At 62.3% G+C, this 13,174-nt stretch carries 16 protein-coding genes; 8 read left to right on the top strand and 8 right to left on the bottom strand.

Going from position 1 to position 13,174, the window contains the following annotated elements; all coding sequences use genetic code 11:
• Positions 1-38: 38 nt before the first annotated feature.
• The 4 genes from hisF to hisB form a co-directional block, all read right to left on the bottom strand.
• Positions 39-803, bottom strand: a complete 765-nt coding sequence (gene hisF / locus ACX2DJ_RS00140; RefSeq protein ID WP_462570299.1) for an imidazole glycerol phosphate synthase subunit HisF — start codon at positions 801-803, stop codon at positions 39-41.
• Complete coding sequence (gene hisA / locus ACX2DJ_RS00145) at positions 800-1,531, bottom strand: 1-(5-phosphoribosyl)-5-[(5-phosphoribosylamino)methylideneamino]imidazole-4-carboxamide isomerase (protein WP_462570300.1); 732 nt, start codon at positions 1,529-1,531, stop codon at positions 800-802. Before hisA ends, hisF begins: the two co-directional genes overlap by 4 nt.
• Before the next feature lie 112 nt (positions 1,532-1,643).
• Positions 1,644-2,273, bottom strand: a complete 630-nt coding sequence (gene hisH, locus ACX2DJ_RS00150) for an imidazole glycerol phosphate synthase subunit HisH (protein ID WP_462570302.1) — start codon at positions 2,271-2,273, stop codon at positions 1,644-1,646.
• Position 2,274: 1 nt separating this feature from the next.
• Positions 2,275-2,868: an imidazoleglycerol-phosphate dehydratase HisB gene (gene hisB, locus ACX2DJ_RS00155; protein WP_462570303.1), complete on the bottom strand. Its 594-nt coding sequence runs from the start codon at positions 2,866-2,868 to the stop codon at positions 2,275-2,277.
• A 108-nt stretch (positions 2,869-2,976) separates the two neighbouring features.
• Here hisB and ACX2DJ_RS00160 point away from each other — a divergent pair, with 108 nt between their 5' ends.
• Both ACX2DJ_RS00160 and gmk read left to right on the top strand, forming a co-directional pair.
• Positions 2,977-3,480 (top strand): SspB family protein, encoded by a 504-nt coding sequence (locus ACX2DJ_RS00160; RefSeq protein WP_462570304.1) that lies wholly within the window; start codon positions 2,977-2,979, stop codon positions 3,478-3,480.
• Between the two features lie 58 nt (positions 3,481-3,538).
• Positions 3,539-4,174, top strand: a complete 636-nt coding sequence (gene gmk, locus ACX2DJ_RS00165) for a guanylate kinase (RefSeq protein WP_462570305.1) — start codon at positions 3,539-3,541, stop codon at positions 4,172-4,174.
• A 31-nt stretch (positions 4,175-4,205) separates the two neighbouring features.
• On the opposite strand, the gene ACX2DJ_RS00170 is transcribed toward gmk, so the two are convergent.
• On the bottom strand, positions 4,206-4,514 hold the full coding sequence (locus tag ACX2DJ_RS00170; RefSeq protein ID WP_462570306.1) for an alkylphosphonate utilization protein: 309 nt from the start codon (positions 4,512-4,514) through the stop codon (positions 4,206-4,208).
• A 191-nt stretch (positions 4,515-4,705) separates the two neighbouring features.
• Here ACX2DJ_RS00170 and ACX2DJ_RS00175 point away from each other — a divergent pair, with 191 nt between their 5' ends.
• Entirely contained in the window at positions 4,706-5,134 is a 429-nt protein-coding gene (locus ACX2DJ_RS00175) for a COG3650 family protein (RefSeq protein ID WP_462570307.1), read from the top strand.
• Positions 5,135-5,136: 2 nt separating this feature from the next.
• A complete protein-coding gene (locus tag ACX2DJ_RS00180; protein ID WP_462570308.1) occupies positions 5,137-5,502 on the top strand; it encodes a hypothetical protein in 366 nt (121 codons plus the stop codon).
• A 2-nt stretch (positions 5,503-5,504) separates the two neighbouring features.
• On the opposite strand, the gene ACX2DJ_RS00185 is transcribed toward ACX2DJ_RS00180, so the two are convergent.
• Positions 5,505-6,938: a S41 family peptidase gene (locus ACX2DJ_RS00185; RefSeq protein ID WP_462570309.1), complete on the bottom strand. Its 1,434-nt coding sequence runs from the start codon at positions 6,936-6,938 to the stop codon at positions 5,505-5,507.
• A 245-nt stretch (positions 6,939-7,183) separates the two neighbouring features.
• On the opposite strand from ACX2DJ_RS00185, the gene ACX2DJ_RS00190 reads away from it, so the two are divergent.
• The 3 genes from ACX2DJ_RS00190 (at position 7,184) to ACX2DJ_RS00200 (ending at position 9,538) form a co-directional block, all read left to right on the top strand.
• Positions 7,184-7,777: a YbhB/YbcL family Raf kinase inhibitor-like protein gene (locus ACX2DJ_RS00190; protein WP_462570310.1), complete on the top strand. Its 594-nt coding sequence runs from the start codon at positions 7,184-7,186 to the stop codon at positions 7,775-7,777.
• A 27-nt stretch (positions 7,778-7,804) separates the two neighbouring features.
• Positions 7,805-8,050, top strand: a complete 246-nt coding sequence (locus ACX2DJ_RS00195; protein ID WP_462570311.1) for an SWIB/MDM2 domain-containing protein — start codon at positions 7,805-7,807, stop codon at positions 8,048-8,050.
• 225 nt (positions 8,051-8,275) lie between these two features.
• Complete coding sequence (locus ACX2DJ_RS00200; RefSeq protein ID WP_462570312.1) at positions 8,276-9,538, top strand: dipeptidase; 1,263 nt, start codon at positions 8,276-8,278, stop codon at positions 9,536-9,538.
• A gap of 3 nt (positions 9,539-9,541) precedes the next feature.
• Here ACX2DJ_RS00200 and ACX2DJ_RS00205 read toward each other — a convergent pair whose 3' ends face one another.
• The gene (locus ACX2DJ_RS00205; protein WP_462570313.1) at positions 9,542-9,694 is read right to left on the bottom strand and encodes a hypothetical protein; all 153 of its coding nucleotides are present in this window, start codon (positions 9,692-9,694) and stop codon (positions 9,542-9,544) included.
• 88 nt (positions 9,695-9,782) lie between these two features.
• On the bottom strand, positions 9,783-10,622 hold the full coding sequence (gene dapD, locus ACX2DJ_RS00210) for a 2,3,4,5-tetrahydropyridine-2,6-dicarboxylate N-succinyltransferase (RefSeq protein ID WP_462570314.1): 840 nt from the start codon (positions 10,620-10,622) through the stop codon (positions 9,783-9,785).
• A gap of 155 nt (positions 10,623-10,777) precedes the next feature.
• Here dapD and ACX2DJ_RS00215 point away from each other — a divergent pair, with 155 nt between their 5' ends.
• Positions 10,778-13,168, top strand: coding sequence for a S8 family serine peptidase (locus ACX2DJ_RS00215; protein ID WP_462570315.1), 2,391 nt, complete (start codon positions 10,778-10,780; stop codon positions 13,166-13,168).
• Positions 13,169-13,174 lie beyond the last annotated feature (6 nt).

A 13,174-nucleotide genomic window follows, 5' to 3' on the forward strand; every position in this document is an offset into this window, starting at 1 on the left:
ATTGCTTCGCTACGCTCGCGATGACGACAATTCAACGGCTAGATGCCGCGCGCGGGCAAGCCTGCAGCGCGGAGTGCCGCATGTACATCCGAAATCGAGTAGGTGCCGAAGTGAAAGATCGACGCCGCCAGCACCGCGCTGGCGTGGCCCTTGGTCACGCCTTCCACGAGGTGCTCGAGCGTGCCGACACCGCCGCTGGCGACCACCGGCACATTGACCGCGTCTGCAATCGTGCGGGTCAGCTCGAGATCGTAACCCGCCTGCGTGCCGTCGCCATCCATCGATGTAACGAGCAGTTCCCCCGCACCCAGCTGTGCCAAACGCACCGCATGTTCCACCGCGTCCACCCCGGTCGGCTTGCGTCCGCCGTGGGTGAAGATTTCCCACCTGCGCTCACCGGTGCGCCGGGCATCGACGCTGGCGACCATGCACTGGCTGCCGAATTTCGCCGCAATGTCCGCTACCACCTCCGGCCGGGCGACCGCGGCGGAATTGACCGCCACCTTGTCGGCGCCCGCCAGCAAAAGCGCGCGTGCATCCTCAGGCGAGCGCACCCCGCCGCCCACGGTCAGCGGCATGAAGCACACTTCTGCCGTGCGCCGCACGATATCGAGCAACGTGCCGCGCCCTTCGTGGCTGGCGGAGATATCCAGAAAACACAGTTCGTCCGCGCCCGCCTCGTCATAAGCCTTGGCCTGTTCGACCGGATCACCGGCATCCTTGAGGTCGACGAAATTCACGCCCTTGACCACGCGCCCATCGGCAACGTCGAGACATGGTATGACCCGAATGCGGACTGTCATGATGCCCGCGCGCCCATCGCGATCGCAGCGGCGAGGTCCAGCCGTCCCTCGTAAAGCGCGCGCCCGGTAATCACGCCTTCAATGCCCTCATGCGCGTGGAGCGAAAGGACGTGAATGTCGTCCAGTCCCTTGACCCCGCCGCTGGCGATCACCGGAATATCGACCCGGCGCGCAAGGTCCACAGTGGCGTCGATATTGCAGCCCTTGAGCATTCCGTCGCGGCCAATGTCCGTGAAGAGAAGCGACGCGACGCCTGCATCCTCGAACCTGCGCGCCAGATCAACCACCGGCACGTCGGAGACTTCGGCCCAGCCTTCGGTCGCGACCATGCCGTCTTTCGCGTCGACCGCGACCACGATCCCGCCTTCGAACTCGCGTGCCATGTCCTTCACGAATTCAGGGTCTTTCAAGGCCGCGGAGCCCATCACCACCCGCGCCACGCCAAGGTCGAACCAGCCCTCCACCGCTTCGCGTGTGCGGATGCCGCCGCCCAGCTGGACATAGCCGGGGAAAGCCTCGACAATCGCCTCCACCGCCTCGCGGTTCTCGGCCCGGCCGGCGAAGCTGCCATCAAGATCGACCACATGCAGGTGCTGCGCCCCCGCCTCGGCAAAGATCAGCGCTTGGGCGGCAGGGTTGTCGCCATAGACGGTGGCGCGATCCATATCGCCTTCGGCCAGCCGCACGACTTCGCCGCCCTTGAGATCGATGGCCGGAAAGACGATCATGAATTTCTCTCGCGCTCGGTGCCAGCCCACTCCCCCGCCCAGCCACCCGATATGGTGACAGTCAAGCTATCGGGTGGCTGGGCGGGGGAGTGGGCCGGTGCCGCGGTCACAATCATGGCCGCCACTCCAGAAAACGTTGCAGCGTCGCCAGCCCATAGGCCTGGCTCTTTTCGGGGTGGAACTGCACCCCAATGATATTGTCGCGCGCAACCGCTGCAACCAGCCCCTCGCCGTGATCGGTCATCGCCGCCACGTCATGCCCCTCGCTCACCGCGAAGTGATAGGAATGGAGAAAATAGGCTTCGCCTTCCTCCAGCACCGGATGATTGCGCGCATGGGGCAGCAGGGCGACATCGTTCCAGCCCATATGCGGCACCTTGATCGATGGATCGGCAGGCTCGATCAGTTCAACATCGCCGCCGATCCAGCCGAGCCCGCGCGTGCTGCCGTGCTCAAGCCCCCGGGTGGCAAGCAGCTGCATCCCGACACAGATGCCCAGGAACGGCACGCCGTGCTGCAACACCCGCTCTTCCAGCGCCTCGACCATGCCGGGAATGGAGCGCAGCCCCTTGGCGCAGGCCTTGAAGCTGCCCACGCCAGGCAGCACGATCCGGCGCGCGCCGCGCACCAGATCGGGATCGTCGGTGACGGCGACATGCTCGGCTCCCGCAGCCATCAGTGCGTTGTGCACCGAGTGGAGATTGCCCGCGCCGTAATCGATCAGGGCCAGAGCCTCGGCCATTCTACCCGCCCAGTTGGCCCTTCGTTGACGGAATCGCTCCACCCTTGCGTGGGTCAAGCTCAACTGCGCTGCGCATCGCGCGGGCGAAGCCCTTGTAGATGCTTTCGCAGATATGGTGGTTGTTGGTGCCGTAAAGCAGCTCGATATGCAGCGTCAGCCCTGCAGTCTGCGCCACCGAATGAAACCAGTGCTCGATCAGCTCGGTGTCCCATTCGCCGAGGCGTTCCTGGGTGAAGCCGGCTTTCCATACGAAATAGGGGCGCCCGGAAATGTCGAGCGCGACCCGGCTAAGCGTTTCGTCCATTGGCGAATAGGCGGTGCCGTAACGCCCGATACCTGCCTTGTCGCCCAGCGCCTGGGTGATCGCCTGGCCCAGCGCCAGCGCACTGTCTTCAGTGGTGTGATGCTGGTCGACGTGCAGATCGCCCGTCACCTTCATTGTGACATCGATCAGCGAGTGCTTGGAGAATTGTTCGACCATGTGATCGAGAAAGCCGATCCCGGTGGCAACGTCATAATTGCCTGTCCCGTCGAGGTTGACCTCGACAAGGATCCTGGTTTCGGCGGTATTGCGTTCGATCCTGCCAGTGCGCATGGGGGCGCTATAGGCGCTCTGCCGCCGCGTGCAAGCATTCGCGATCCACAACAAGTGTGTCGATTGCCGCTTGACCAGCGGCGCGCACAGCGCCACGATTCACGCGATATGAGTGAAGAAACGCCTGATAGCCTGATCCCTTACGACGAAATCGTGCAGGAAGCCCTGCGCGCGGTGGTGGGCCGCGTTCTGGGTGAAATCGTGCAATCGGGCAGCGAATTGCCGGGCAATCACCATTTCTACATTACCTTCAAGACCGGCGCCGCCGGCGTTTCCATACCGCCGCAGCTGAGCGAACGTTTTCCCGATGAAATGACGATCGTGCTGCAGAACAAGTTCTGGGATCTCGAAGTTCGCGAAGACGGATTCTCCGTCGGGCTCAGCTTCAACCAGATTCCGGCCAAGCTCAACGTTCCGTTCAGCGCGATCACCGCTTTCGTCGATCCGGCAGTCGATTTCGGTCTGCAGTTTCAGGCCACAGCGCCCGACCTTGAGCCTGAAGCGCATGACAATGCCCAAAATGACGGGTCCGTTGACGGCGATGATGACAGCCCGCCCAGCGGCGATGACGGCTCAAACGTCGTGACGGTCGATTTCGGACGCAAGAAATAGGTCGATTGCGCGCTGCAGTGCACTTGATTCCACCCCCCGCTTTGCGCCAACAGCACACATGGCCAACCAAGATGCTCTCCAACGCCGCGGACTGATGTTCATTCTTTCCTCGCCTTCGGGCGCGGGCAAGACCACGATCTCGCACATGCTGCTGATGGCAGATGAAGAGGTCAAGCTATCGGTTTCAGCCACCACGCGCCCGCGCCGCCCGGGCGAAGTCGACGGGATCGACTATCATTTCGTAAGTGACGAAAAGTTCGACCGGATGATCGCCGAAGACGAATTCTACGAATGGGCGACGGTGTTCGGCTACCGGTACGGAACGCCCAAGGGCTATATCCGCAAGGGGCTGAAAGAAGGGCAGGATTTCCTGTTCGATATCGACTGGCAGGGCACCCAGCAGCTCTACCAGAAAGACCAGCAAGACGTTGTGAGCGTGTTCATCCTGCCGCCCAGCCTGGCCGAACTGCGCCGCCGCCTCGAAAGCCGCGGGCAGGATAGCGGTGAAGTGATCGACACCCGGATGGAGCGCGCCCGCGGCGAGATCAGCCACTGGGCGGAATATGACTATGTCGTGGTCAATGACGATGTAGACCAATGCTTCGTCAAGGTGCGGGAAATCCTGCACGCCGAAAGGATGCGCCGCACCCGCCAGACCGGCCTGATCCCGTTCGTGCGCACACTGATGGAGTAGCGGCGACGCTGCAAATAGCCAGTCGGCGGCCCTAGCGTTTCTTGACGAACTCCGCGCGCAGCACCAGCCCCTTGATCCCGGGATACTTGCAGTCGATCTCCTGCGCATCACCGGTGAGCCGGATGCTCTTGATCAGCGTGCCTTGCTTCAGCGTCTGACCCGCGCCCTTGACCTCGAGATCCTTGATCAACGTCACCTGATCGCCATCGGCCAGCAGATTGCCCACCGCGTCACGCACCTCAACGGCATCGGCTGCGGCCTGCGCGGCGGCGAATTCGGACGCAGGCATCCATTCACCGCTTACCTCGTCGTAGACATAGTCTTCGTTGCTATCGGCCATCCTTGAGCTCCTTTGCGGGGCGCCTTGGCACTTGCAGGCAGATCTTTCCAGTATCTTGCGCGAAAACAACCCTGGCAATTCAGCCAAAACACACACCGCCGAAAACTCTACCCGTTAGCAACAGGGGGGGTGACGCAACAGGCGCAATGGCTTAACTGCCACCTTAGAGACGGGGTAGGGGAATCGCTTCAATGGCAGGCACGAAGCCAATCACAGCTGCGGCTTTGTTGCTGCTGGCAGGGTGTTCGCAAGGGGCCGACCCGGCACCGGGCGATGTGCCGCAGTTTGATGGCATAGGCGAAAACGAGACGATCAAGGCGCTGGGCAACGAGCCGTTCTGGAGCGCCAAAGTTGCCGGTTCGGCCATGACCTATTCGACGCCTGAGAACATCGAGGGGACAATCATCGAAGTCTCCCGGTTTGCCGGCAATGGCGGGCTGGGTTTCAGCGGCACGCTGGATGGTGCGCCACTGCTGATGGCGGTCACGCCAGGCGAATGCTCCGACCATATGAGCGACCGCAGCTATCCCTACACGGTCACGATCACCATCGACGAAACGCAGCTCAATGGCTGCGCCTATACTGACCAACAACCTTTCACGGGCGAAGGAGCACCTTGAACATGAATGCACATGGAGATGCGGGGCGCGGCTGGCGGATGTTCTTCTGGATTGCCGCCGCATACAATTTTGCGATCGGGCTGGCGGGCATGCTGGTTCCCGAATCGACGATCGACGGCCGGACCATCGGCCTGCTCGTCTTTTCCTTCGGGCTGGTCTACCTGATCGTGGCGACCGATCCGCTGCGTTATGGCCGCGTGCTGTGGGCGGGCGTGCTGGGGAAAGTTGGCGTGGTTGCGCTGCTTGGCCCGCGCGAATTTGCCGGTGAAGGCGGCTCGCTGATCGCGGCGGTACTGGCGGGCGATGCGCTGTTCGCCTTCGGTTTCCTGGTGTTCCTGTTCACGCGCACCGATGCGAACGCGGATTAGCGTCAGAACAATCCTGGGACCTGATATTGCGCGGCATTTGGGCGCCGGGGTTGTAGCAAGAGCCGTTCTGCGCCCGCAGCCTGCGTGGTGCGCACACCCTCGGCCGCGATGGCGGTGCAGCTGCGACCGGCAAGAAAATCGAGCGCGGTGGCGATTGACGCCTCGGTCGGCTCGCCCAGCTGAGTGAAGATATCGTCATTGGCGCGGCAGGTGTTGGGCACGACATCGGCCAGCCCGCCGAAATAGTCGCCTGCATCATCCGCATTCACGGTTTTGAAAGTGACTGCGCGCAAGCGGTCATCGCACTCGTCGCGGTCGAAGCCGAACTGGCCAACCGGCTTGCCGAATGTATTGGCGCCTACCAGCGCAACGTTGTTGCCAAGGTAAGGCAGCATGGAATTGATCACCAGCTCGCTGGCCGATGCGGTGCCGCCGCGCCCGATGAAGGCGACCTTGGTGGGCGTGATCGATTGCGGTTGTACAGCGATATTGGTTGTTTCGTTGAATTGTGCCGCCTTCGAATCGCGCACAATGGTCTTCGACCAGACTTGCCCGATCCTGCCGGCATTCATCAGATCACCCATCAGATCGGCGATCCGCACCAAACCGCCGCCATTATAGCGGAAGTCAATGATCAGTTCGGTGACGCCCTGATCCTTGAACTGCTGGAACGCGGCCCGCAGATCAGCATCCGCACTGTCTACGATGAAGGTGCGCAGGTTGAGATAGCCAACCTTCTTGCCTGCATCGTCTATGATCCGCACACCATAACGGTCAGACACCGGGTCAAGCGAGAAGTTGGTCTTGGCGATGCTTCGCTCAAGCGTTGCCCCGGCTGCGGTGCGGAACTGGATGACGCGCGTCACCCCTGGATCGGATGGCCCCAAAGCATCGATCACAGCTTGCGGGCCACCCGCGGCCATCAGCGAGGAGACCGATTGCAGATTGCTGCTGCTGGTGCCGATGGCGAGCAGTTCCGTGCCCCGGTCGAGCCCCGCAGCCAAGCCGGGCGCATTCTCGAAAGCCTCGATCACGAATACCCGGTTGTTGGCCGTGTCATAACCCAACCGCACACCAAAGCCCGCGCTGGCACCCGAATTTATCAGTGCCTCTTCCTCGCTTTTCGAGGTTATGAAGGTGAAGAAGCGGTCACGCCCCTGATCACGCGCCGGCGCAACCAACGCATCAATATAATCCTGCACTGTGGCAAAACTTGCCGGATTGGCATTGCGGTTGAGCAGGGTCGGGAACAGATACCATTCATCGATGACGGCAAAGCTCCAGTCCTGGCGATCGCGCACCGAGCAAGCCGTGGGTGTGGGCGTAGGCGTGGGTGTTGGCGTAGCGCCGCCGCCAGAAGGGCTGCTTCCGCCACCGCCGCAGGCTACGAGCGAAAAAGCCAGCGTGGCGGTTAGGGTTGTGCGACCGATACCCATTTTGTCCCTCTTCGATTGACCGGATCCGGCGACTGGAGGCTTGGATCGCGCACAGAATGCCGACATGTCGACAAGCGGGCAATCCCCGCACAAATGGCCCTCAAGGGGGGAATTCGCCGTTTCAGGCCGAATTACCCACAGATTCGGGCCCAAAACCGGTGTAAATTTGCCTTAATCACCTCGTCACGCCGGATGGAAACCCCTAGTTTTGGGTTCAAATATTGCGTGAGAGGGACTTCAGTAACGTGACCGACCTGCCTCAATGGCTCCAATCCGCCTTGCCGCCCGCCGCCCGCCACGGCGGGCTGGCCATTGCGCGCGTCGGGAATGAGCGTTCGCTGGGGCGCGGCGGGTTCGAACTGACCAGCCCCGCCTTTCGCGCGGGCGCCGAACTCGATCCCTGCTTTACCGCAGACGAGGAAGATGCGGTTGCCCCACCGCTCGAATGGACGGCCCCGCCGCCAGCCGCGCAGGAACTGGTCGTAATAGTCGAAGATGCGACCACCGGTGCTGCAGAGCCCCGCTGCCATTGGCTGGTGTGGGGTCTTGCGGGCCAGCGCGGCAAGCTGCTCGAAGGCGAAGTTCCGCCGCGCACCGGCAAGAACTCGCTTGGCAATTCAGAATGGCTGCTGCCGGATCTGCCGGACGGTGAGACCCATTATTTCGTATTCCAGTTGTTTGCGCTCGAACTGCCGCTGACCCTCATGCCGGGGGCATCGCGGGAAGACCTGCTCGCAACGATGGAAGGGCAGGTTGTCGCCAGCGCGTTGCTGGTTGCCCAATACACCCGGTCGCAGGATGACGAGGAAGACCGGGAAGATGACGACGCCGAATTGTAACGGCCATAACAAGGAAAGGAATTGAACATGGCTGGAAACGCGCTGCAAAAGCCCGTGACCCTGTCGCCCGCTCTGGAGGCAGTGATTGGCAAGGGTCCTTTGACCCGCGCCCAAGTCACTTCGAAAGTGTGGGAATACATCAAGGCCAATGGCCTGCAGGACAAGACGGATAAGCGTCAGATCAATCCCGATGCCAAGCTTGGCGCGGTGATCGGCAACGCTCAGATCTCGATGTTCAAGATGACGGCTGCGGTTTCAAAGCACCTTAGCTGATAAGTTGATCGGGCGGTGCCTGCCTCATCAGGGAGGCACCGTCCCTTCACCCCGTGTTGGCATGCCGCGCGTGCGGCAAGCGCCATTTCTGGCGCGCAGGGTCGTGTCTTCGCTGTTGAAGCAATCTGCAGTCATCCGCGCTTTGCGCCTGAATTCCAGCGTGCCAGCATGCGTAATGGCGCGCCGGACATACTTGTTTCGAAACATCATCTGCGGGAGTCCTTGATGAAACCGTTCACGCTATGCGTTGCCGCCGCCATGGTGGTCATCCCCACAGTCGCTGCCGCGCAAACTGCCGAGGAAGTGGCCTCGGCCGCGCTGGACGCGGCGCCGGTATGGGATGGGCACAATGACGTACCGATGCAGCTTCGTTCGCGTTTCGGTAATGTCATCAACCAGTTTGACTTCCACGATACCGGCGAAACCGGCTCCACTCATCCGCAAGGAGCCACAATGCACACCGATCTTGCACGCCTGCGCCGTGGCAAGGTGGGTGCGCAATATTGGTCGGTTTATGTGCCAGCCTCACTCAAAGAACCCGAGGCGGTCCAGATGACGATCGAACAGATCGACGTCGCCAAGCGGCTGGTTGCAGGCAACCCCGATGATATGCAACTGGCTTTGACGGCAGATGATGTCGAAGCGGCGCTGGCAGCGGGCAAGATCGCTTCGTTGCTGGGTATGGAAGGCGGGCATTCGATCGGTTCCAGCCTTGCCGTGCTGCGCCAGATGTATGATCTGGGCGCGCGCTACATGACGCTGACCCACTCGATGAACACGCCCTGGGCCGACAGCGCCACCGACACGCCCGAGCATGATGGCTTGACCGATTTTGGACGCAATGTCGTGCGCGAGATGAACCGCATCGGCATGCAGGTCGATTTGAGCCATGTGAGCGAGAAGACCATGCACGATGTGCTCGATGTTGCGCAGGCTCCGGTGATCTTCAGCCATTCCGGCGCGCGGGCGGTGAACGGCCATGCCCGCAATGTGCCCGACAGCGTGCTGGCCCGCCTGCCTGAAAACGGCGGGGTGGTGATGGTGGTCGCCCTGCCATGGTTCATCACCGAGGAATTGCGCCAGCATCAGGCGGCGCAGAAGGCTGAAAACGCCCGGCTTGCGGCTCTGTTCCAGGGCCAGCCTGATCGTGTCGCTGCGGGAATGGAGGCCTGGGACAATGCCAATCCGGCGCCACAATCGACCATTGCCGACATGGCCGACCATATAGATCACATTCGCGGCGTAGCCGGGATCGACCATATCGGGATCGGGGGTGATTATGACGGGATGCCGACCGGCCCCGTGGGCATGGAAGATGTCTCAGGCTATCCGGCGCTGTTCGAAGAACTGGCCCGGCGCGGTTACAGCCAGGCCGATCTGGAAAAAATCTCGCTGCGCAATGCGCTCAAGGCGCTGCGTGGAGCCGAAGAATTTGCCGCCAGTCAGCAAAATGCGCCGGTTATCGAAACTCCCGCCAACGCCGGATAGCGATCAGGCAGTGAGCGCCGGAATTACCCATACCAGCGTCATGGCGATGATTGCCAAAGTCAGGCCGATGCCCAGAACCCAGCGCAAACCGGTATTGCCCACGGCAGCGCGGGCCTCGTCATCCTCAATGTGGACTTTACCGTCTCTGTTTTCCATGGTCTTCTCCCACTTCCCGTAATTCGTACAAATGGCACGTTTGGTTACGGATGGTGAGCGGGATTGTTCCTGAAATCTATCGTCTGGTTCAATCCCGCAGCAGTTCGTTGATCCCTGTTTTGGCGCGGGTTTGCGCGTCCACGGTCTTAACAATCACCGCACAATAAAGCGAGGGGCCGGGGCTGCCATCGGCCAGCGGCTTGCCCGGCAGCGCGCCAGGCACGACCACGGCATAGGGGGGTACTTCGCCGCGGTAGATCTTGCCGCTTTCACGATCGATGATCTTGGTTGATGCGCCGAGGTAAACCCCCATCGAAAGCACCGCGCCTTCGCCCACGCGCACGCCTTCGGCCACTTCCGCACGCGCACCTATGAAGGCGCCGTCGCCGATCACCACCGGGCCTGCCTGCAAAGGTTCGAGCACGCCGCCGATCCCGGCACCACCCGAAATATGCACGTTCTTGCCGATTTGCGCGCAGGAACCGACCGTGGCCCAGGTATCGACCATGGTGCCTTCATCGACATAGGCGCCGATATTGACGAAGCTGGGCATCAGCACCACGCCCTTGCCGATGAAACTGCCGCGCCGCACCACCGCACCTGGCACAACCCGGAAACCGGCTTCGCTGAAGCGATTATCGCCCCAACCGGCAAATTTGTTCGGCACCTTGTCATAGGCGGCCTCGCCGGCAGAGCCGCCTTCCATGATGCGGTTGTGGCTGAGCCGAAATGACAGCAGCACTGCCTGCTTGAGCCACTGATTTACTTTCCACCCGCCCTCGCCGTCAGGTTCGGCCACCCGGGCTGCACCGCTGTCAAGCATGCCGATCGCCTCTTCAACCAGGACGCGGAGATCCTGGTCCGCCGGGGTGATTTCGCTGCGGCGTTCCCAAGCTTCTTCGATGGCATTGACGAGTTCGCTGGACATACTGGGCACTCCACGGGCAGAATTAGGTTCGTCTCGCGCTGCTAGCGGGGGGCTCAAGTGGCGGCAAGTGCCGAGGCGCGTAGAAAATCTTGCTCTTACGATAACCCAAGGCCTAAACTTGGCATTTGCAGGGGCAGGGTTAGGAAGGTCGCACAATGCCTGTGCTCGCTTCGTTTTGCCGTTTCGGTCCGCACCAATTGGGGGCAATTTCTGCTGCCGCGCTGCTGGCCGCGTGCGGTGGTGGCAGCAGCCCTGGCTCCATAAGCACACCTCCGCCCCTCACCCCCACTCCGGCGCCCGCTCCGACACCCACGCCAACTCCCACGCCATCGCCAACGCCAACCAGCTTCAACACCCAGGAATTGCGCGATTCCGACGGGCCAGCCTTTCACAATGCCATTACGGCATGGGAAGGCGGGATCACCGGCCAAGGGTCGATAATCGCAATCGTTGACAGCGGGATTGACAGTGACAGCCCCGAATTCGCCGGGCGCATTCACCCCGCCTCCACCGATGTAGCGGGCAATCGCGGCGTTGACGGTATCGACGATCACGGCACCAATGTTGCCATGGTCGCGGCCGCCGCGCGTGATAATACAGGCATATTGGGCATCGCCTTCGATGCACAGGTACTGGCCCTTAGGGCCGACGAGCCGGGCAGCTGCACCGCCGACACGCCGCAGGACCCATCGCTGGGATGCCAGTTTGTCGACAGCGCGATTGCAGCGGGTGTCGACCTGGCAGTGAGCAATGGCGCCGCAGTGGTAAACCTCAGCCTTGGCGGCGGGGCCGCATCGCAAATCCTGCTCGATGCTATAGCGCGCGCCGCCAGTGCGGGAGTGGTGATCGTGGTTTCGGCGGGCAATTCCGGCGACGGGAGCGACCCCGCGATCGATCCTGACCAGCCAGATCCCTTTGCCGCCAGCCTGCTCCAGGCAGGTGGAGGGAATGTCATTATCGTCGGCTCGATTGACGCCAATGGCCAATTGTCCGATTTCAGCAATCGCGCGGGGATTGCGCAGGCCTCTTTCCTGACAGCGCGCGGAGAACGGATTTGCTGCGTCTACCAGGACGGGCAGCTATTCGTCGAAAACATCAACGGCCAGCAATTCGTGACCCTGTTTTCAGGCACCAGCTTTTCCGCCCCGCAAGTAGCGGGCGCGGTTGCCCTGCTGGCGCAGGCATTCCCCAATCTTACCGGCGCCGAGATTGTGGAGATACTGCTCGATAGCGCGGTGGATGCCGGGGCGACCGGCACCGATGCGCTGTTCGGGCGGGGAATCCTGGATATTGCGCGCGCGATTGCCCCGGCTGGCACAACCACGCTGGCGGGCCAACAGACCGCCATGGGACTGAGCGACCGGATCGCGATTGCCTCACCCGCGATGGGGGATGCGCTAGGCGGACAAAGCCTGGCAACGATCGTCACCGACAAATATGATCGGGCCTATGGCTTCGATCTGGCCACAGGCATTGCCGGGTCGAGCGTGGTCCCGCGGCTTGGGGGAGCCGTAGAACGGCAGGGAAGGCATATCGCGGCAGGCAGCGGGGAAACTGTGCTGGCGTTCCATATCGGTGACGGTCCGCGTGCCGCCGGGCTCGAATGGTCCGGGCCGTTGCAATTGACGGCTGACGATGCCGAGCGCGCCAAGGTTCTGGCGGCGCGCGTGGCGACGCGCATCGCACCGGGCACCCAGCTGGGAATTGCCTTTGCCCGGGGTGCAGATGGACTGGTGGCGCAGATACAGGGACGATCGACAGCCGCGTTTCGCATCGCACCCGGCACCCGCAGCGATGCGGGCTTCTTTCAGGCCGCAACGGCGGCGCTGGCGCTGCGTCATGAACTGGGCCCATGGGGGGTGACTTTCCATGCCGAGAGCGGAGACGCGCGCCTTGGTTACGCGCCGAGGTTCGAGGAAGCGATCTACCGCCCGCGCGAGCGTTTCCCGACGCAAAACTTCGGGCTCGCGCTCGACCGTGATTTCGGTGCGCTGACCGCGACCCTGGGGATGAGCTGGCTTCGCGAAGAGCGCAGCGTGCTGGGCGCTAGGTTTCATCCAGCAGTGGCGCAAGGCGGGGCAGACACGATTTTCATCGATAGTGGCGGACGCTGGCAAGTGGGCCGCGGCTGGACATTGGGCGGCGAAACGAGGTTTGGCTTCACCCGGCCGCAGCATGGCGACGTAATTGCCCACGGCTCTGGCTTTGCCAGCCGGGCCTGGGCGTTCGACCTAACGCGCAGCGGTGCGATCGCGCGCGGCGACACGCTGGGGCTGCGAGTCAGCCAGCCGTTGCGGGTGGAAAGCGGCGGACTCAGCCTCTACCTGCCCGCCAGCTACGATTATGCCACTGAAACCGCCAGCTTTGCCGTGCAACGCCTGTCGCTAGCGCCGCAAGGCCGCGAAATAGTGAGCGAGCTCGCCTGGCAAGGCCCATTGCTATCGGGCCGGGGCGCGGCCAGCCTGTTCTATCGCCACGAACCGGGGCACTATGCCGATCAACCTGCCGATCTGGGCGCCATGATCAGCTTCAGCGCCGATTTCTGACGCCGA

This window comes from Altererythrobacter chaiwopuensis (assembly GCF_054957755.1).

Bases quoted from the DNA above. Each gene is read 5' to 3' on its own strand.
- ACX2DJ_RS00205 (WP_462570313.1), bottom strand. From the start codon at position 9,694: ATGGAAAACAGAGACGGTAAAGTCCACATTGAGGATGACGAGGCCCGC.
- ACX2DJ_RS00160 (WP_462570304.1), top strand. From the start codon at position 2,977: ATGAGTGAAGAAACGCCTGATAGCCTGATCCCTTACGACGAAATCGTG.
- ACX2DJ_RS00195 (WP_462570311.1), top strand. From the start codon at position 7,805: ATGGCTGGAAACGCGCTGCAAAAGCCCGTGACCCTGTCGCCCGCTCTG.
- hisH (WP_462570302.1), bottom strand. From the start codon at position 2,273: ATGGCCGAGGCTCTGGCCCTGATCGATTACGGCGCGGGCAATCTCCAC.
- dapD (WP_462570314.1), bottom strand. From the start codon at position 10,622: ATGTCCAGCGAACTCGTCAATGCCATCGAAGAAGCTTGGGAACGCCGC.
- gmk (WP_462570305.1), top strand. From the start codon at position 3,539: ATGGCCAACCAAGATGCTCTCCAACGCCGCGGACTGATGTTCATTCTT.
- ACX2DJ_RS00180 (WP_462570308.1), top strand. From the start codon at position 5,137: ATGAATGCACATGGAGATGCGGGGCGCGGCTGGCGGATGTTCTTCTGG.
- ACX2DJ_RS00170 (WP_462570306.1), bottom strand. From the start codon at position 4,514: ATGGCCGATAGCAACGAAGACTATGTCTACGACGAGGTAAGCGGTGAA.
- ACX2DJ_RS00215 (WP_462570315.1), top strand. From the start codon at position 10,778: ATGCCTGTGCTCGCTTCGTTTTGCCGTTTCGGTCCGCACCAATTGGGG.
- hisB (WP_462570303.1), bottom strand. From the start codon at position 2,868: ATGCGCACTGGCAGGATCGAACGCAATACCGCCGAAACCAGGATCCTT.
- hisF (WP_462570299.1), bottom strand. From the start codon at position 803: ATGACAGTCCGCATTCGGGTCATACCATGTCTCGACGTTGCCGATGGG.
- ACX2DJ_RS00185 (WP_462570309.1), bottom strand. From the start codon at position 6,938: ATGGGTATCGGTCGCACAACCCTAACCGCCACGCTGGCTTTTTCGCTC.
- hisA (WP_462570300.1), bottom strand. From the start codon at position 1,531: ATGATCGTCTTTCCGGCCATCGATCTCAAGGGCGGCGAAGTCGTGCGG.
- ACX2DJ_RS00200 (WP_462570312.1), top strand. From the start codon at position 8,276: ATGAAACCGTTCACGCTATGCGTTGCCGCCGCCATGGTGGTCATCCCC.
- ACX2DJ_RS00175 (WP_462570307.1), top strand. From the start codon at position 4,706: ATGGCAGGCACGAAGCCAATCACAGCTGCGGCTTTGTTGCTGCTGGCA.